The organism is Burkholderia sp. MS455 (assembly GCF_016899445.1).
Taxonomy (GTDB): Bacteria; Pseudomonadota; Gammaproteobacteria; order Burkholderiales; family Burkholderiaceae; genus Burkholderia; species Burkholderia pyrrocinia_C.
Genome location: NZ_CP041777.1, coordinates 430,246 through 447,909 on the forward strand (window position 1 = coordinate 430,246; position 17,664 = coordinate 447,909).

Here is a 17,664-nt window from a genome sequence, read left to right on the forward strand (position 1 = left end):
ACTCTGGATCGAACGATGAAACGACAGGCTCTCAAGACCATTCTTTTTGCATTGCCCAAGGTTCTGGACCTGACGGCGCGCCGCTTCCCCGACTATCGTGATCGCCTCAAGGAGCGCAATCTCGTCGCGTGGATCGGGCTCATGGATCAAAGCATCGGTCGCGCCATCGAGTTCAAGAATGGCCGTATTCGGTCGCGCGCCGGCAAGCATCCGCGGCCCGACGTGCGCATGGCCTTCAAGGATGTCGCCACTGCCCTGAAGTTCCTCTCTCCCCGCCCCGACCAGGGCGAAATCGTCCACGCCGCCAAGAACTTCAAGGTGGTCACCGAGGGCGAGGACGAACTGTTGGTCTGGCTCATGCAAACCCTGAGCATGATGCGCACCGTCGGCCTGCCGATGGGCACGCCCATGCGCGACGGCACCCGACGCTACACCACCTGTACCAATGGCGGGCCCCTGTTCGTCTACGTCAAGGATGGCCGCATCGTCCGCGTGACCCCCATCGAGCTGGACGATACGGATGCGGCGAGTTGGGTGATCGAGGCACGGGGACGCCGCTTCAGCCCGCCACGGCGTGGATTGGTCGCGCCCCACGCGTTGACGCTCAAGTCGCTGGTCTACTCCGACAAGCGCATCCTCCACCCGATGAAACGGGTCGACTTCGACCCCGATGGCGAGCGCAATCCCCAGAACCGCGGCAAGTCCGGCTATGTGCGTATCAGCTGGGACGAGGCCCTGGACATCGTCGCCAAGGAGATCAATCGGCAGAAGCGCGTTCACGGCCCTGGCTCCATCACTTTCCCGATGTCGTCCCACCACCAGTGGGGCAACGTGGGCTACTACCTCAGCGCGCTGACGCGCTTCGCCAACCTGATCGGCTTTACCCGGGTCGCCGCGAATCCGGACAGTTGGGAAGGCTGGTACTGGGGCGCCATGCATCATTTCGGCAACTCGATGCGCGTCGGCGTGCCCTCCGGCTACGGCGGCCTCGAGGATGGTCTGAAGGAAGCCGAAATGATCGTCTTCTGGTCCTGCGACCCCGAAAGTACCAACGGGGCCTACGCAGGATTCGAGGGAACACCGCGCCGCCTGTGGGCCAAGGAACTCGGGATCGAGTTCGTTCACGTCGACCCGCACTGCAATCCGACCGCACAGCTGCTGGGCGGCCGCTGGATCCCGATCCGGCCGCAAACCGATGCCGCCCTGGCGACCGCCATCATGTATGTATGGGCCGTCGAGGGCCTGTACGACAAGGATTACGTCGCGACGCGCACGACCGGTTTCGACGATTGGAAAGCCTACCTTCTGGGCGAAACCGACGGGACTCCCAAGACTCCCGAGTGGCAGGAGAGCGAGACCGGTGTGCCGGCCAAGGACGCCCGTGCGCTTGCGCGCCTATGGGGAAAGAAAAAGGTTCATCTCGCCGTCGGGATGACCGGCGCGGGATTCGGTGGCGCGGGCCGCGGGGCGACCGGAGCGCAATGGGCGCGCTGCATGATCATGATGATGTCCATGCAGGGCTGGGGCAAGCCGGGAGTGAATTTCGGCTGCCTCGAAATCGGCGTCCCGCACGATCTCCAGTTCTACTTCCCTGGCTACGCGGACGGCGGCATCTCGGGCGATCTGGCGTGGACCGCCAATGCGGTGGACAACTACCAGCGCATGCCGCACATCCTGACCATGAATCCCGTCAAGCAGATGGTGCCGCGACAGCAGATGCCCGATGCGATCCTCAACGGTCAAGCCACCGGTTATCTCTGGGACGGCATGTCCCAGGAAGCCCAGTTTGCGCCGTTCACCTACCCGATGCCCGGCTATTCGCCGATCCACATGATCTATCGCTACGGCGGATCCGCGTTCAGTACCGTGACGAATTCCGGACGGTGGACGCAGGCCTACCGGCACTCGAGCATCGAGTTCGTCGTCAATCAGTCGATCTGGATGGAAGGCGAAGCCCAGTTCGCCGACATCATCCTGCCCGCGTGCACTTCGCTGGAGCGTTGGGACATCGGAGAATGGGCGAATTCGGGCGGCTACGCCCACCATGGGTATGGCACGGTCAACCATCGCATGCTGACGCTGCAGCACAAGTGCATCGAGCCTTTGGGCGAGTCCCGCTCCGACTACGACATTTTCACCGCCATCCTGACTCGGTTGGGCCTGGGTGGCGTTTTCACCGAAGGCTGCGGCGATCTTGACTGGGTCAAGCGCGTCTTCGACTCGTCGGATCTGCCCGATCACATTTCGTGGCGCGAATTCTGCCGCAAGGGCTACTTCGTCGTGCCGCCCGAAAAGCCCGAGCTTCGCCATCCCGTGGACATGCGCTGGTATGCGGAAGACAGGAGGAAGGACCTGCCGGAACCTCATCCGCTGCCGTCGCAGTTCCCGGAAAAGTTCGGCAAGGGCCTGCAGACGCCAAGCGGCAAGCTGGAGTTCGTGCCCGAGTTGCTGAAGCGGCACACGGCGGACAATCCCGAGCGGCCGCCGCTCAACCGATATATCCCCTCGTGGGAGGGTCTGCGCTCGGACCTGGCTCGGCGCTATCCGCTGCAATTGATCGCCACCCACAGCCGCTACAGCTTTCATACCCATTGTGACGGCAAGAATTCCGCGGTGAACGGCATCGACGATCATCGCGCGCTGATCGCGGGGCACCGATTCTGGCTGCTGAGGCTCAATCCGGCCGACGCTGCCGCTCGACGCATCGCCCATCGCGATCTCGTCAAGGTGCACAACGACCGCGGCGCCGTGATCTGTGCTGCCGATGTCTCGCCGCTCGTGAACGCCGGCGTGGTGAAGTCCTACGAGGCGAGCGCCGAATTTCAGTTGATCGACATCGACGGTGAGCAAGTCGAGATTTGCGGTTGCATGAACATGCTCACCCCTGACCGGCCGCAGACCGCCGGCACCAGCAGCATGAGCCCGAATTCCTGCCTGGTGCAGGTCGAGAAATGGCGCGGTGCCGAAGCATTCATGCTCGGTCGCGCAGCGTGAGGAACGTCAAATGAGCAAGTGGAACCTGATTATCAAGGTCGGGCGTTGCGAGAACTGCCAGAACTGCGTGATCGCCACGCGGGACGAACACGTCGGCAACGACTTTCCCGGTTACGCCGCGCCCGCCTCGGCCAACGCCGAGAGCCCCATCCGCATCCTGCGTCGCGTACAGGGTGCCGCGCATATGGTGCAGACCACTTATTTGCCGGTCATGTGCAATCACTGTGACGACGCGCCCTGCATGCGTGTTGGCGGCGGCGCCGTTCGCAAGCGTGCCGACGGCATCGTCATCATCGATCCGGACAAGGCACGAGGCCGCAAGGACATCGTCAAGGCCTGCCCTTACAAGGCAATCGTCTGGAACGAAGAGCTGCAACTGCCCCAGATCTGGATCTTCGATGCGCATTTGCTCGACCAGGGTTGGCCCCGTCCGCGTTGTCAGCAGTCGTGCCCGACCGATGTCTTCGAGGCGGTCAAGCTCGATGACACGGCGATGGTCGAGAAGGCCCGGCGGGAGGGACTCAAGGTATTGCGACCCGACCTGAGCACGAAGCCCCGCGTGTGGTACAGCGGCCTCGAGCGCTGGGAAACATGCTTCATCGGCGGAAGTGTCAGTGTCCAGGCAGGAGACGTGGTTGAGTGTGTCACGGATGCGGTCGTCTCCTTGTACGTAGGTAATCAGCAGGTAGCCGAAACCGTCTCGGACGGCTTCGGCGACTTCCGGTTCGATGGCCTAGCCAAGGCCAGTGGCCGCTACAGAGTCAAAATCCGACATGCCCTCGGCAACGCTTGGCGCGAGTGCGAGTTGGGCGACAGCGCCTACCTGGGAGACGTCAGGCTCAGTCAGTCGACAAACGCCGTGGCGATCGAGTGCTCATGATCCGAGCAAGGCTCGACGCTGCGGTAATCGCACCGATCTCCGCGGCACAGCCTGCTCGTTTCATCAGAACTTCGCCGACCACATCATCACGGATTCCGCAAACTCGGGTGCCTGCCTTCGGCGGGTCACCACAGGGCATGGCAGCTCAACTGCGATGCATGCGATTTCCAGTGGCTGTGACCGAACTTCATTGACTCGGGAGTATCACGATGACATTACTGCATGTCGATTCGAGCATCCGAGGCGATCAATAGGCAAACCGATTGATCGCGGCTTCGATCATTCCATCACACAAGAAAGTTAGCTATTCTAATGGAAATTACCTGTCATGATCTTGCCGCTTAGCCGCTCGGTCATCTCAACGGTGCCGAGTTCGCCGTGATGCGAGGCTAAGGGGCTAGCGCTGGCCCCACTGCATCGTATAGTCAGCAAGTCCATGATTACTTTGATTATTAAATTGGGTCCTTGACGCAAAACACCGCCAAACTGAGGTGGATCTAACCGGAAAATTGCACAGGAATCAAAGGAACCCCAGCATCTGTCGCACGACGTGCTTGGCCGGATCCTGTACCGCGAGTCGGGGCTCAACGGCGTCTCGGGTGCGTCCCGCGATCCGCGCGCCCTCCTCGCCCGCGAGGCGGACGGCGACACGCTCGCGCGCGACGCACTGGCGCTGTACGTCCATCGCATCGTGCGCGAAGCAGGGGCGCTGACAGCCTTGCTCGGCGGCCTCGACATGCTCGTGTTCACGGCCGGCATCGGCGAACATTCGGCCGCATTGCGCGAGCGGATCTGCGCATCGCTCGGCTGGCTCGGCGTCGACATCGATGCGTCGGCCAATGCCGCCCATGCGCAGGTGATTTCGTCGGCCACGAGCGCGGTGACGGTCGTCGTCGAGCCGGCCAACGAAGCGTGGATCGTGGCGCGCGATGCGGTACGTCTGCTGCGACGCGACGGCGCCGCTTGATCCAGACCAGCTCGATCGACGCCGCACTGACGCTTGCGTCGGAATCGAGCGCGCGGCTCACGCCCGTCTACGTCGTCGATTTCCTGGTACCGGCCCACGACATGTACGGCTACGATCCGTCGATCCTGGCCGACGCGTTCCGCGAGGAAGGGCTGCGCGTCACCGACGCCGCCGCGGCTGCGCGCGGCGTAACCGGCACGCCGAAGATCGCCAATGTCGAACCGGGCGGCGAAGACGTCGCGCAGCGGATCCCGATCGTCGCGGAGGAAGCCGGCGCCGACCTGACCTGGTATCACACCGGTTTTCAATGCAGAAGCGGCATGGCAGGATCTGCCGTGCGATTTCTCACACGAATGGCGTGCCGCCCATAGTAGCGATCGACTACCCGAGCGTGTTGTCGCCAAGATCCAGCAACTGGTGACGTAGTGCAAAACGAATCATGTCCGATTCATTGGCCAAGTCCAGTTTTTCCATAATGCGCGACTTGTATGTGCTGACCGTTTTGATGCTGATGTCCAGGCTACCTGCCGTCTGAGAAATGGATTGTCCGGATGCCAAACCAACCAGGACCTCGAACTCCCGCGCAGTCAGGCGATGATGAGCGAGCGCCTCACCGTCGCCGTTAATGACTTGCGCCAACAGATCGCCCACCATCGTGCTCACGTATACCCCGCCGTCGGCAAGCTTTCGAACCGCATCGGTCAGGTCCGAGTTCGAGCAGGTCTTTGAAAGAAATCCCGAAGCCCCGGCCCTGAAAACGCGCACTGCATGGGTCTGTGCGGAATGCGCGGTCAGAACGAGCACCCGGACATCCGGGTGCTCGTTCTTGATTTGCCTGATAAGGTCGACTCCGTGAATACCGGACATCATCAATCCGAGCGACAGCACGCGCGGCTTCACAGCGCACACGAGTTCGAGTGTGGCGGCCCCATCTGTCGCTTCACCTGCGACATCGAAGCCGTCGGCCTCCTCGAGGACGTTGCGCACACCCGCCCGCATGACAGCATGCGCGTCGGAAATCACCACCTTGATCATGACAAACACCCATCCACTCGGCAGGTGAACGAACCCGGAACGGCGTGCGATTCACTGGCGCCGATTTGTTTGAAAGCATGGGGCCATGAACGCGTCTCGTCTGCACGCTGTCGTACAAAGCTCAGCGACATGGCCGATCGCCGCGGCACGCGCGCTTCCGGCAAGACAAGGCCCGTTCGAGCCCGGTGCCGAATGTCGAGCGATACCCCGACGTGGTACCCCCTTGATCCAGATCAGCACGCAAGGCAGGCCAGTGGCGATGCTGTTCATACGGCGTCAACGGTGTTCCCGCCTGCCGTACAACGTCATCCATACACACGCCAAAGGAGTTGCCATGCGTGCCGAACGGGTAAATGAGCTGTGGGCCGAATTTGATGACCTTGCTTCGAAAAGCGAAAACGAGGATGTTCAATTTCTTATCCGGGCGATCAAGCTGCATGCGGAGCTGATGGATGCCCGACTCGCCGCGCTCGAGGCGTCGGGCGGCGTCAACGTTCAAACCAAACCGACATGATGTGAGGCCGGTTGCGGAGAGCCGGGCCGGGCTCATCGCGGCCCGGCCGCCTGTCCCGATCCGCAACCGCTTGCCTAGCTGCGGCGGCTACCGAAGAGCCGCAGCAGCATCAGGAAGAGGTTCAGAAAGTCGAGATAGAGCGCAAGCGCCCCCATGATCGCCTTCTTGCCGGCGATCTCGCCCTCTTCGCCTGCTATGTAGATACGCTTGATGCGTTGCGTGTCGTACGCGGTGAGTCCCGTGAACACGAGCACGCCGATCACGGAAACGACGAACTGCAGCGCCGAGGAAACCAGGAAGAGATTCACGAACCCCGCGATGATGATGCCGATCAGCCCCATGAACAGAAAGGAGCCGAAGCGGGAGAGATCGGCCCGTGTCGAGTAGCCATAGAGGCTCGTTGCACCGAAAGTGGCCGCGCTGATGAAGAATACGCGCGCAATGCTCTCGCCCGTGTAAACGAGGAAGATGCCGGAAAGGGAGAGCCCGACCAGCGCGGCGTAGGCCCAGAAGCTGACCTGCGCCGTGCCGAAGCCGATGCGCTCGATGCGGAAGCTCAGAAACATGACCAGCGCCAGCGGTGCGAACAGCACGACCCAGAAAAGGGGCGTTCCGACGATCGACCGGTAAAGCCCGGTTGATGCGCCGAGGTAGGCAACGGCGCCCGTCAGCGCCAGGCCCCCGGCCATATAGTTGTAGATGCGCCGCACATACTCCCGAAGGCCGACGTCGTCGCCGCCCGATACGCGCTGCGACTCTTCCGCTCGCATCTCCTTTCCAAGATCGTTTCCCATGATCAATTCTCCCCGGGCCGCAGTCGTGGCGGCCGCGCTTCGTCGTGGCCGTCCCCGTGATCAATCTCGCCTCTCGGGTCACCGAGCACCTTGACGCACATCAAGCCCATCGGTCGACCACCGCGTCGATCGACACCCGCTGCCACCGTTCGCAGACAGCGCGCACCCGGACGCCGGAAATCGGGACGGCGGGCGCGGCGCTCGCGATCAGCCCGCGCAACGTCCGCCAGTCCGCTCGACAGGCGCCCGAGACCGGTTCGTGTCCTTGAGTTGAATCAGGCGGGGCCCGCGGGCGGCCCCGATTCCCGATGCGCGGCCGGGATGGCCCGGGTGCGGGCGCGCAGCGCATCGATCTCGTCGAGCAGATCGAGCGCGAGCGCGATGCCGGGCGGGTTGATCATCAGATCCCGGGACAGGCGCTGCGCGATCGCGACGCGGCGCAGCACTGCCCCGCTGAAACGCCACTCTCGCGGATACGCGCCGATCGGATCGAGTGCGCCCTCGGCGACCCACAGCGTCAGCTCCTCCTCGGACGCGCCGCTGATCCTGCACAGCTCGACGAACGTCAGTTCGGCACGCTCGTCGATGACCTGTCCTTGCAGACAGGCGGTTTCGGATTCTTTCATGATGCGTCACCCGTAAAAATGCGCGCGCGGGTCGAAATCGAACGACTGGCGCATGGTGTCGTAGGCGGCCTTGCTCCGCTCGCTGTCGGCGGGCGGCAGGACAATATTCAGCTTCACGTACAGGTTGCCGGGCGGATCGCCGGGAATACCCTTGCCTTTCAATCGCAGCCGTCTTCCGGATGGCGAATTCCCGGGCACGGTCACCGCGACCTCGCCGTCGGGCGTCGGCGTCGTGACCATGGCGCCGAGTGCCGCTTCCCACGGCGCGACCGGGAGATCGACCGTCACATCCCGGTCGTCCACCTGAAACCGCGGATGGTCGCGAAACACGATCTCGAGATACAGATCGCCGGGCGCACCGTCGCCATGCCCTGCACCACCCTGTCCCGCCAACCGGATGTACTGTCCGGCCCGGATGCCTTTCGGGATGGAGATATTCAGCGTCCGCGGCTGCAGCCGCACGTGTCCCTGTGGGTCGACGACCGGCACGCTCAGCGAAATGACGCGCTGCGCGCCGCGATACGCGTCTTCCAGATCGACGACGAGCTTTGCATGGTGATCGCGCCCGGCGTTGAGCGAACCATCCGGCCTGGCCCGCCCGGCGGCAAAGATCGACGCCAGATAGTCGTCGAAGTCGGGCGGCGCGCCGGCTCCGCTGAATTCGAACCCTTCGTCCCAGTTCGGCTGTGGGCGAAATGCCTCGCCGCCATGCCAGCCGGCGCCGAGTCTGTCGTAGGCGGCCCGCTTCTCGGGATCCTTCAATACCTCGTAGGCCTGCCCGACTTCCTTGAAATTCGCTTCGGCATCCTGATGCTTGCTGACGTCGGGGTGATATTTGCGCGCGAGCTTGCGATACGCCCGCTTGATGTCGTCCTGAGTCGCGTCGCGCGCCAGGCCCAGCACTTCGTAATAGTCTTTGTATTCCATGAGAAAGATCTGGCGGTAAGAGCGATGGACCGGTCGGCGCATGCGTCGCTGCAGCCTTGCCGAGGCCGCGCTCCGTGCCGCGAATTCCGGCATGGCGCGGCACGGCGGTGCGAACGCGTCGTCCGCACGCGTTCAGGCACCCTCCTTCGCAGCGTATTCAGCGATCCTGCAACGGGGATTGATCCATCTCAACGTGTCCGCCGATGTCGCGACGGACCCGGGACGCGCGTGAGTGAATCCGCCCGGGCGATACCTGATCCACTCGCATGAACCCGATCCGGCCCCCGCGCCGTCGGCCGTCCCGAGCGGCCCGGGCGATGCTTGACCCATGTCAATGGCCCGCCGGCAAGCGTGGCCGACGATGTGACGACACGGAACGGGGGGAGCCACTTTGGAGCACCATGCGGACATCCTGCACGGCGGACACTGGTACCCGCGCGCGCCCGACTGGCGCGACCCGCTTGCCGTCTTGCTGGTGCTCGGCCTGGTGGTGCTCGTCGGCGCCGGCGCGCGGCAGATGGTCGGCCCGCTCGTGATCGCGCAGCACGCAAGCGTCACGCTCGCGCCCGATGCATTGCCGGGATACACGCTGCGCACGGTGATGCGCATGCTGGCCGCGCTGTTCGCCTCGCTGTGTTTCACCTTCACCTACGCGACGCTCGCCGCGAAGAGCCGCCGCGCGGAAATGGTGCTGATTCCGCTGCTCGACGTCCTGCAATCGGTGCCGATTCTCGGTTACCTGTCGTTTACGGTGGTGTTTTTCGTGTCGCTGTTTCCCGGCAATCTGCTCGGTGCCGAACTGGCGGCGATTTTCGCGATCTTCACGAGCCAGGCATGGAACATGGCTTTCAGTTTCTACCAGTCGCTGCGGATGGTGCCGCACGATCTGGACGAAGCGAGCCGCAGCCTGCGGCTGTCGGCTTGGCAGCGATTCTGGCGGCTCGAAGTGCCGTTCGCCATGCCCGGGCTGATCTGGAACACGATGATGTCGATGTCGGGCGGATGGTTCTTCGTGGTTGCCGCCGAAGCGATATCGGTTGGCAACCTGCAGATCGCGCTGCCGGGCGTCGGTTCGTATGTCGCGCAAGCGATCGCGCAGCGCGATCTCCGCGCGGTCGGCTATGCGATTCTCGCGATGACCGTCGCAATCGCGCTCTACGACCAGTTGCTGTTTCGGCCGATGGTCGCCTGGGCCGACAAGTTCCGCTTCGAGCAGACGGCCAGCCGAAGCGCGCCGCACAGCTGGGTGCTCGATTTGCTACGTCGCTCCAGCCTGATTCGCCAGGCAAGCGCGCCGCTCGGCTCGATCCTGCAGCGGGCCGCGCATGCGCGCCTCACGTTGCCGCGGCATGCGCTCGCGCCGCGTCTGCCCTTGTCCCGGCGCGCGGGCGACGCGATCTGGCTGGCCTCGTGCGCCGCCGGCCTCGCTTGGCTGGTCTCGGTCTTGCTGCGCGTCGCCGTGCCGCGCCTGATGTGGAGCGATGTCGCCGTCGTCGCGCACGACGGCCTGCTGACCTTGGCGCGGGTCGTCGTGCTGATCGCGATCGCGTCGATCATCTGGGTGCCGCTCGGGGTGCTGATCGGACTGCGGCCAAGGATGACGGAGCGCGTGCAGCCGATTGCGCAGTTTCTCGCGGCATTTCCCGCCAACCTGCTGTTTCCGATGGCGGTGTTCCTGATCGTGCGCTTCGGCCTCGCGCCGAAGATCTGGCTGAGCCCGCTGATGATCCTGGGCACGCAGTGGTACATCCTGTTCAACGTGATCGCGGGCACGACCGCGCTGCCGAACGATCTGCGGGAAGCCGCCGCGAGCTTGCGCCTGCGGCCGCACGCGTGGTGGCGCAAGGTGGTGCTCCCCGGCATTTTTCCGTATTACGTCACGGGTGCGATCACGGCGTCGGGTGGCGCGTGGAATGCCAGCATCGTGTCGGAAGCGGTCAGCTGGGGGCCGACCGCGCTCGACGGAGGCGGGCTCGGCGCCTATATCGCACGCATGACCGTTGCGGGCGACTACCTGCGCATCGCGCTCGGCATCGCGATGATGTCGATCCTGGTGATCGCCACGAACCGCCTGCTGTGGCGTCCGCTCTATGCGTATGCGGAACGCCGCGCCCGACTGGATTGAGTCCGCCCATGTCCGAGCTTACGCCTGCTTCCATTCAGCCCGACGCCGCGCCGGCCATTCGCGAAGCGCCGCCCGTGATCGAACTGCACGATGTCTGCATGTCGTTCGCGAAACCCTCGGGCGCGCCGCTGCCGGTACTGGCCGGCGTCGACCTGACGCTGCGCGAAGGCGAGATTCTTGGCTTGCTGGGGCGGTCGGGGTCCGGTAAATCCACGCTGCTGCGCATCGCGGGCGGCCTCGTCCAGCCCTCGTCCGGCCAGGTCCGTTATCGCGGCGCGCCGCTTGCGGGACCGGCGGAAGGAATCGGGGTCGTGTTCCAGACGTTCGCGCTCTACCCGTGGCTGACCGTGCTGGACAACGTCGAGCTGGGACTGGATGCGAGCGGCTTGCCGCGCGACGTGATTCGCCAGCGCGCGTTGTCGGTCATCGAACTGATCGGTCTCGACGGCTTCGAGTCCGCGTTTCCACGCGAACTCTCGGGCGGCATGCGGCAACGCGTCGGGTTTGCGCGCGCGCTGGTCGGCGAACCGGCGCTGCTGTTGATGGACGAGCCGTTCTCGGCGCTCGACGTGCTGACCGCCGACACGCTGCGCATGGATTTCCTGGATCTCTGGGCCGCGCGGCAGTTGCCGACCAAGGCGGTATTGCTCGTCACGCACAACATCGAGGAAGCGGTCCAGATGTGCGACCGCGTGCTCGTGCTGGGCGCGCATCCCGGTCATATCGTCGCCGAACTCGGGATTCCGCTGCCGCATCCGCGCCAGCGTCTCGACAGCCAGTTTCAGGCGCTCGCCAACGAAATCTACGCGATCCTGACCGCGCGGCTCGTCGAATCGCTCGATGCGCAGCGCAAGGGATCGCCCGATTTCACGCAACGGTTGCCGGTGGTGTCGAGCCACCGCATCGACGGCTTCATCGAGACGCTTGCCGCCGGTTCGAGCAACGGCTACGCCGAGCTGTCGAAGATCGCCGGGCCGCTGCTCAAGGTGAACGAACTGCTGCCCGCCGCCGCCGCGCTGCATATCCTGGCGTTCGCGGAACTGCACGACGGAGCGATACGGCTGACCGCCGCCGGCCGGGTCTATGCGCAGGGACGTGCGGCCGACCGCAAGCGGCTGTTGCGCGAGCATCTCGAGCACTTCGTCCCGCTTGCCGGCCACATCCGGGCCGTCCTCGACGAGCGTGACGGGCATCGGGCGCCGCGCGAACGTTTCGAGCTCGAGCTGGAAGATCACCTCAACCGGCAGGACGCCGCGGATACGCTGCGAACCGTCATCGACTGGGGCCGTGCTTCGGGGCTCTACACCTACGACGACGCGACCCGCATGTTCGGCGCCGGTGATGACTAGCGCAGGCAGCCTTCGTCGCGCTCCTGCTTAACCGATCGGCGACGGTCGTCCCGATCGTCACGTCAACCTGGACCGGGTACCCGTGATGCGCCAGCGTCGTCACATCGGGCCCATCGAATTTCCTGAAAATCCTCCGACACTTCAATCCATGGCGGATCCGGGAGACATGCCACGAATCGATCGCGTTTCTTCGCGACACACCGACCCTGAACGTGACTGCGCTTGACCAGGATCAAACCGGGACAAGCAGTACGTGCGAAAAATCACGGTATGCATGACCTCGGGTTGCCACCAGGAGACATTCATGAGCACCAGCACCCCAACCGTACCGGCGGGACGCCCTCCCCAAAGGGTAGTCATCGCGATCGACGGCACGATCGCAACCGAGCATGCACTCGCCTATGCCAAACGTATCGTTCCGTCGAATGCATCGGTACAGATCGTGAGCGTTGCGGAAAATCCGAGAACACTCGTTCCGCTCGGATCGCAGACCATGGCGTTTCTCGAGGCAGCGCGCGACGAATTGCTCAGAGACGCGACCGATTCGCTGTCACGCGCAAAAAGCGAAATGAAGCGCGACGATATCACCATCGACACGGAAGTAATCGACCTGTCCAGGCATGGCGGGGATGTCGTGCATGCGCTGATCGAAAGCACGGAAGCCCGGCAAGCCGAACTCCTGATCGTGGGCGCACGCCAGCACCACGGCTTGCGCAGATGGATTGAAGGAACGGTTTCCGGTCCGCTTGCCAAACTTGTTCGTTGCCCGCTGCTTATCGTTCCGGAAGGTTTCTCGTCGGTTGCCGAGCATCTGCCGCGGCGGATGCTGTTTGCCGTAGACGGAAGCTCTCCGGCACGCCACGCATTGCAGGTCGGGATGCAATTCGCGAGACCCGATACCGAGTTACGCGCGATATACGTACTTGATCCCGCCGTATCGTTTGGTGACTTCGTACCTGTCGAGACACTGGAGGATGCGTTGGTCAGCGAAGGAGAACATGTACTGCAAGAAGCCACGGCCGTACTCGATGGCGTAGCCGGGCACTCACAGTCACAACTGGTTCATACCGATCGAATCGACGCCGACGTTTCTCACGTAATCGTGCGCGAAGCGATCAAATGGAATGCGGACATGATCGTAATGGGCACCCATGGACGGCGCGGCACCGCGGGCTGGATGGTCGGTAGCGTTGCCGGGCGCGTCGCGCGGATCACGAAGACACCGGTCCTTCTCGTGAATCCGCCTCGTGCGTGACGCATCTATCGTCAAGCGTCTGCTACGACTGCGTGGAACAGCTCCTCCTCTTGAGCACAATGCAGGCGGACGATTGCATCCAGCCCGTATAGCAAGCGTTGTATCGCCTGCATCTGCATGACTTCCGGCCCGTCATGCGGTATGTCAGTGACCGCCTGCCTGAGCGATCGAACTATCTTGAAAATCTCCCTGTGCGCGCTGCTCATTGCCGCAAGCGGATCCTCGCCGCCGAGAAGTGACGCAAGACGCGGGTAGACGTTGATTTCGTCAGATCGTTCGTGAGGCAATAGCCGTTTTTCCAACGCGTCGATGACATCGGCAAGCTCGCGGGTCATTATTTCACCGGGCAGCTTCGGTATGCGATCTGCGAGATCCCTGATCTGGCCCAGCAGCGGTGACAATTCCGCGTGCTCGCGTTTGAGCTGTTCGACATCGACATTGACGTCGGCCAGGCGAGCTTCCGTCGACCTCCTGCGCACAATCGACGCCCGTAACGCATTGACGATGACGACGACGTCGATGATTTCCTGAATCACCGCACCGGCGATTGGCTGCAGGAATCCCAACGCGGCAATCGTCATCGCGGCGACCGACAACGACATGCCGATCACTACGCTCTCGAGCGCAATCCGGCGCGACCGTCGAGCGATACGCATCGCATCCACGAGTCGATCCAGCCGATCCACCAGCAGTACCACGTCGGCCGCTTCCGACGACGCGGCCGCGCCCCGCGCGCCCATCGCGATACCGACATCGGCGGCCGCGAGCGCCGGCGCGTCATTCACGCCGTCGCCGACCATGATCACCACGCCTTCCTTGCGAGCTGCCTGGATTGCGGCAAGCTTGTCCGTTGGCGTTTGCTCCGCGCGCACATCCGTTACGCCCAATAGCTCACCGACGGCTTCCGCAATGTCCCGTCGGTCGCCAGTCAGCATGATGAGGCGCTCGACGCCTTCACGTTTCAGCAGCCGCAATGCCCTCGGCGTTTCCAGCCGCACCTGGTCGGCCATTTGAATTGCGCCGATCATGACGCCATCCGCTCCGACGAATACCGCGGCCCCGCCCTGGCTGCCGACCCGTCGAAGGAAGGCGTCGCTCCAGGGCACAACCGTCGAGCGGGCAGATACGTAGCCGAACTTGCCGATTGCGACAGTCCGGTTGTCAACCTGGCCTGTCACGCCTTCGCCGGCCGTTTCCGTGACGGCCGACGGCGGTGAAAGTTTGATGTGACGTTCCCGCGCTGCGACCGTCAACGCATCCGAAATGACATGACCCGAAGCTTGTGCCAGGGATGCCGCGACACGCAGCACATCGTCTGCCTCGACATTCGGGCCGCACTCGATCGAAACGATACGCGCCCGGCCGCCCGTGAGGGTCCCGGTCTTGTCGAAGAAAAGAATCGTTGCTTGCGCAAGGAGTTCCAGCGCACCGCCACCTTTGACCAGAACGCCTCGTTTCGAACAGCGCGACATGCCGGAAACGATTGCTACCGGCACTGCCAGGATCAGCGGACATGGCGTGGCTACGACGAGCACGGCAAGCGCGCGCGCGACGTCGCCGGTCACCAGCCAGGCGATACCCGCGATAAGCAACGAAACCAGTACGAAGAACGCTGCATAGCGATCGGCGAGGCGTACGGCCGGACTGCGCTCGCGCCGTGCACTTTCGACCATGCGGACAATGCCGGCAAACGTGCTGTCGCCGACGCTCGCGCGGGCGACCATCTCGAACGGAGCGCCGGCGTTGACCACACCGCTGCATGCGCCCTCCCCGGATCGTCGTCGCTGGGTCGATGACTCGCCCGTCAGCATGGATTCGTCCAGTTCCGCATCGCCGGTCAGCGTGCCGTCAACCGGCACGAACTCGCCGCTTCGCACGAGAAGCCGGTCACCGGGGCGGATGGTTTCCGGAGCGACAGAACGCCATTCACCATCCTCGAATCGGGTTGCCTGCCGGGGGGCACGGTTGAGCAGCGCGGTCATCTCGCGTTGTGCGCGGTTTTGCGCATACTGTTCGAGGGTACGCCCGCTTGCCAGCATCAATGCAATGACTGCCGCGGTGAGCGTCTCGTCGAGCGCCATCGCCAGCCCGATCGCCAACCATGCGAGAACGTCGATGCCGGCCTGCCGCCTCACGATTGCCTTTGCAATGGATACGGTCAAGGCGAGCAAGACCGGCAACGCGCCAAGCAGCCAGACAACTCGCGCGAGCGAAGGCAGACCGAACGCAACGCACATGCCTCCTCCGGCGAGCGTAACGGCCGCAAAGACCAGCAACACAAAATCGATTGACCGGGGAATGCGTGACATGCCGATGTTTCGGATCCTCATGCAGGGATGTAACCGCCGCGTCCGAATCCGGTCGCAGCTGGAACTGCATCAAGTCTAAGAAGCGCCTCTGCTCGATGCTTGACATGGGTCAGGACGACGTACCTCCGGCGCAATACCAGGCACGTCTTCTTGCTTGATGTGAGTCAAGTTGACGATTCCTTTCGTCAGCACAATGACACTGTGATGCCGGATGGCCTGGAGTCGATATCGTGTTAACGCTGGCCGTGCTCTTCGTCGTGATTCTTCTGCTGAATCTCATACCGGCGTTTGCCCCACCGACCTGGATGGCGATGTCGTGGGTCGGGTTCAATCTGCCCGGCGGAAATCCACTGATCTTTGCCGTCGTAGCGGCTGGCGCCGCGACAACGGGCCGCGTCATTCTGGCGACCTTCGCGAGGTCACTCGTCCGGTCCCGCTGGATAATGGAATCCGATCGCGAGAACATCGACATCGCCACCCGCTGGCTTCGGAAGCACAAGACGCTGACTGCCGGCGCGTTCTTTTTCTACGCATTGAGCCCGCTTCCATCCAACTACCTCTTTATTGCGTATGGCCTTTCCGGGTTGCCGCTCAGGGTCATCGCCGCGGCATTCTTCATCGGCCGCGCAATGACCTACGCGATTTGGGCGCACCTCGGCCGCTTTGCATCGACCCGGCTGGACGTGGAATCCCAGCTCGAAGGGACTTACCTCGGCGGATACTTCGTCGTCACGCAACTGGTATTGCTCGCCTTCGTCTTCGCACTGATGAAGCTCGATTGGAGCACACTGGTCAATGAGCGTCGGTTGACGTTCCGGCGTGGCCATCATCCACACCGCTCTGAATGACGTCAGCGCGCGCGGCGTTTTGAACGAAAGCGCCGCCGCCCGTTTTTTGTCTACCCGTTTCGAATCTCCGACGCAACTTCGGTGACGCTTTCCCGCTTGCGGGGATCGACGTGCGTCATCACGTTCAGAACACGGTGATGCCTCATCACGCGAGCACGCGCATCGACAGCGATATCGTGCCCTTGTGCGACGGTGAGATCGGCATCGATGTCGAGATGCACGTCGACGAGGATCAGATCGCCCGCCTTTCGCGTGCGTAGATCGTGCAAGTCGAGCACGCCCGGTGTCGTACGCAGTGTCGCGAGGATTGCCTGTACATCTTCGGCGTCGGCCGATCGATCCATCAAATCGTGCAACGCATCCCAACCGAACGTGGCGCCCATTTTCACGATCATCCCGCCGACGATCAGCGCGGCGATGGGGTCGAGAAGCGGATAGCCAAGCAGGTTGCCGACAATGCCGAACGCGACCACGAGGGAGGATGCGGCATCCGAACGCGCATGCCACGCGTTGGCGACCAGCATGCTCGATTTCACCCGGGTTGCAACCGCAAGCATGTAACGGAACAAGCCTTCCTTCGCGACAAGCGCGATGATCGCTACCAATAGCGCGGCAACGTGGACGCGCGGGATTGCTTCCGGATGCTCGAGCTTCTGTATCGCTGACCAGAGCATGCCGCCCCCGACCAGCAGCAGGATCAATGCAAGCGCGAGCGATGCGCCTGTTTCGAAGCGCTGATGTCCGTACGGATGCTTTGCATCAACGGGCTTCTTGCTGTGGTGACTGGCCACCAGGACGACGAAATCCGCGATCAGATCGGATAACGAATGAATGCCGTCCGCCACGAGACCCTGCGACCGGGACAGGATACCTATCCCAACCTGTCCGATGCTCAGCGCGAGATTCACCGCGACGCTCACCCATGTGCTTCGAGTGGCTGCCACGGCCGTCGCCGGTGTCGCTTCAGCGACGGTTTCCGGAAAAACATCGGGGTTCTTTGACGTCACGATTCAGGTCATATTCCAAGGTTGAACAAAGTCG

At 63.2% G+C, this 17,664-nt stretch carries 13 protein-coding genes and 2 pseudogenes; 9 read left to right on the forward strand and 6 right to left on the reverse strand.

Annotated features, from left to right (window positions below; genetic code table 11):
- Positions 1–15 precede the first annotated feature (15 nt).
- The 4 genes and pseudogenes from FPJ27_RS01620 to FPJ27_RS01635 all read left to right on the forward strand — a co-directional run.
- Positions 16–2,994, forward strand: a complete 2,979-nt coding sequence (locus FPJ27_RS01620) for a molybdopterin-dependent oxidoreductase (protein ID WP_204421171.1) — start codon at positions 16–18, stop codon at positions 2,992–2,994.
- Positions 2,995–3,004: 10 nt separating this feature from the next.
- Complete coding sequence (locus FPJ27_RS01625; protein WP_204421172.1) at positions 3,005–3,874, forward strand: 4Fe-4S dicluster domain-containing protein; 870 nt, start codon at positions 3,005–3,007, stop codon at positions 3,872–3,874.
- A gap of 538 nt (positions 3,875–4,412) precedes the next feature.
- Positions 4,413–4,841: pseudogene (locus tag FPJ27_RS01630) on the forward strand (acetate kinase); the annotation flags it as partial.
- A pseudogene (locus tag FPJ27_RS01635) lies at positions 4,838–5,125 on the forward strand (universal stress protein); the annotation flags it as partial. The pseudogenes FPJ27_RS01630 and FPJ27_RS01635, both read left to right, overlap by 4 nt.
- A gap of 97 nt (positions 5,126–5,222) precedes the next feature.
- Here the strand turns inward: FPJ27_RS01635 and FPJ27_RS01640 are convergent.
- Positions 5,223–5,876 carry a response regulator transcription factor gene (locus FPJ27_RS01640; RefSeq protein ID WP_204421173.1) on the reverse strand — a complete coding sequence of 218 codons (654 nt, stop codon included), beginning with the start codon at positions 5,874–5,876 and terminating at the stop codon, positions 5,223–5,225.
- 223 nt (positions 5,877–6,099) lie between these two features.
- Here FPJ27_RS01640 and FPJ27_RS36205 point away from each other — a divergent pair, with 223 nt between their 5' ends.
- Positions 6,100–6,390 (forward strand): hypothetical protein, encoded by a 291-nt coding sequence (locus FPJ27_RS36205; protein ID WP_239483165.1) that lies wholly within the window; start codon positions 6,100–6,102, stop codon positions 6,388–6,390.
- 74 nt (positions 6,391–6,464) lie between these two features.
- On the opposite strand, the gene FPJ27_RS01650 is transcribed toward FPJ27_RS36205, so the two are convergent.
- The 3 genes from FPJ27_RS01650 to FPJ27_RS01660 form a co-directional block, all read right to left on the reverse strand.
- Positions 6,465–7,184: a Bax inhibitor-1/YccA family protein gene (locus FPJ27_RS01650; protein ID WP_204421174.1), complete on the reverse strand. Its 720-nt coding sequence runs from the start codon at positions 7,182–7,184 to the stop codon at positions 6,465–6,467.
- A gap of 275 nt (positions 7,185–7,459) precedes the next feature.
- Positions 7,460–7,810, reverse strand: a complete 351-nt coding sequence (locus tag FPJ27_RS01655) for a chaperone modulator CbpM (protein ID WP_204421175.1) — start codon at positions 7,808–7,810, stop codon at positions 7,460–7,462.
- 6 nt (positions 7,811–7,816) lie between these two features.
- Positions 7,817–8,737, reverse strand: coding sequence for a DnaJ C-terminal domain-containing protein (locus FPJ27_RS01660; protein ID WP_204421176.1), 921 nt, complete (start codon positions 8,735–8,737; stop codon positions 7,817–7,819).
- A 391-nt stretch (positions 8,738–9,128) separates the two neighbouring features.
- Here FPJ27_RS01660 and FPJ27_RS01665 point away from each other — a divergent pair, with 391 nt between their 5' ends.
- The 3 genes from FPJ27_RS01665 to FPJ27_RS01675 all read left to right on the forward strand — a co-directional run bounded on the left by FPJ27_RS01665 (position 9,129) and on the right by FPJ27_RS01675 (position 13,466).
- Positions 9,129–10,862: an ABC transporter permease subunit gene (locus FPJ27_RS01665; RefSeq protein WP_204421177.1), complete on the forward strand. Its 1,734-nt coding sequence runs from the start codon at positions 9,129–9,131 to the stop codon at positions 10,860–10,862.
- A 98-nt stretch (positions 10,863–10,960) separates the two neighbouring features.
- The gene (locus FPJ27_RS01670) at positions 10,961–12,211 is read left to right on the forward strand and encodes a nitrate/sulfonate/bicarbonate ABC transporter ATP-binding protein (RefSeq protein ID WP_239483170.1); all 1,251 of its coding nucleotides are present in this window, start codon (positions 10,961–10,963) and stop codon (positions 12,209–12,211) included.
- 304 nt (positions 12,212–12,515) lie between these two features.
- Complete coding sequence (locus tag FPJ27_RS01675) at positions 12,516–13,466, forward strand: universal stress protein (protein ID WP_204421179.1); 951 nt, start codon at positions 12,516–12,518, stop codon at positions 13,464–13,466.
- Positions 13,467–13,477: 11 nt separating this feature from the next.
- On the opposite strand, the gene FPJ27_RS01680 is transcribed toward FPJ27_RS01675, so the two are convergent.
- Positions 13,478–15,775 carry a heavy metal translocating P-type ATPase gene (locus FPJ27_RS01680; RefSeq protein ID WP_204421180.1) on the reverse strand — a complete coding sequence of 766 codons (2,298 nt, stop codon included), beginning with the start codon at positions 15,773–15,775 and terminating at the stop codon, positions 13,478–13,480.
- 230 nt (positions 15,776–16,005) lie between these two features.
- Between FPJ27_RS01680 and FPJ27_RS01685 the strand changes: the two genes are divergently transcribed.
- Positions 16,006–16,623 carry a VTT domain-containing protein gene (locus FPJ27_RS01685; RefSeq protein WP_204421181.1) on the forward strand — a complete coding sequence of 206 codons (618 nt, stop codon included), beginning with the start codon at positions 16,006–16,008 and terminating at the stop codon, positions 16,621–16,623.
- A 50-nt stretch (positions 16,624–16,673) separates the two neighbouring features.
- On the opposite strand, the gene FPJ27_RS01690 is transcribed toward FPJ27_RS01685, so the two are convergent.
- Positions 16,674–17,630 carry a cation diffusion facilitator family transporter gene (locus FPJ27_RS01690; RefSeq protein WP_204421182.1) on the reverse strand — a complete coding sequence of 319 codons (957 nt, stop codon included), beginning with the start codon at positions 17,628–17,630 and terminating at the stop codon, positions 16,674–16,676.
- Between the last annotated feature and the right edge of the window lie 34 nt (positions 17,631–17,664).

Bases quoted from the DNA above. Each gene is read 5' to 3' on its own strand.
- FPJ27_RS01620 (WP_204421171.1), top strand. From the start codon at position 16: ATGAAACGACAGGCTCTCAAGACCATTCTTTTTGCATTGCCCAAGGTT.
- FPJ27_RS01625 (WP_204421172.1), top strand. From the start codon at position 3,005: ATGAGCAAGTGGAACCTGATTATCAAGGTCGGGCGTTGCGAGAACTGC.
- FPJ27_RS01640 (WP_204421173.1), bottom strand. From the start codon at position 5,876: ATGATCAAGGTGGTGATTTCCGACGCGCATGCTGTCATGCGGGCGGGT.
- FPJ27_RS01650 (WP_204421174.1), bottom strand. From the start codon at position 7,184: ATGGGAAACGATCTTGGAAAGGAGATGCGAGCGGAAGAGTCGCAGCGC.
- FPJ27_RS01655 (WP_204421175.1), bottom strand. From the start codon at position 7,810: ATGAAAGAATCCGAAACCGCCTGTCTGCAAGGACAGGTCATCGACGAG.
- FPJ27_RS01660 (WP_204421176.1), bottom strand. From the start codon at position 8,737: ATGGAATACAAAGACTATTACGAAGTGCTGGGCCTGGCGCGCGACGCG.
- FPJ27_RS01670 (WP_239483170.1), top strand. From the start codon at position 10,961: ATGTCGTTCGCGAAACCCTCGGGCGCGCCGCTGCCGGTACTGGCCGGC.
- FPJ27_RS01675 (WP_204421179.1), top strand. From the start codon at position 12,516: ATGAGCACCAGCACCCCAACCGTACCGGCGGGACGCCCTCCCCAAAGG.
- FPJ27_RS01680 (WP_204421180.1), bottom strand. From the start codon at position 15,775: ATGTCACGCATTCCCCGGTCAATCGATTTTGTGTTGCTGGTCTTTGCG.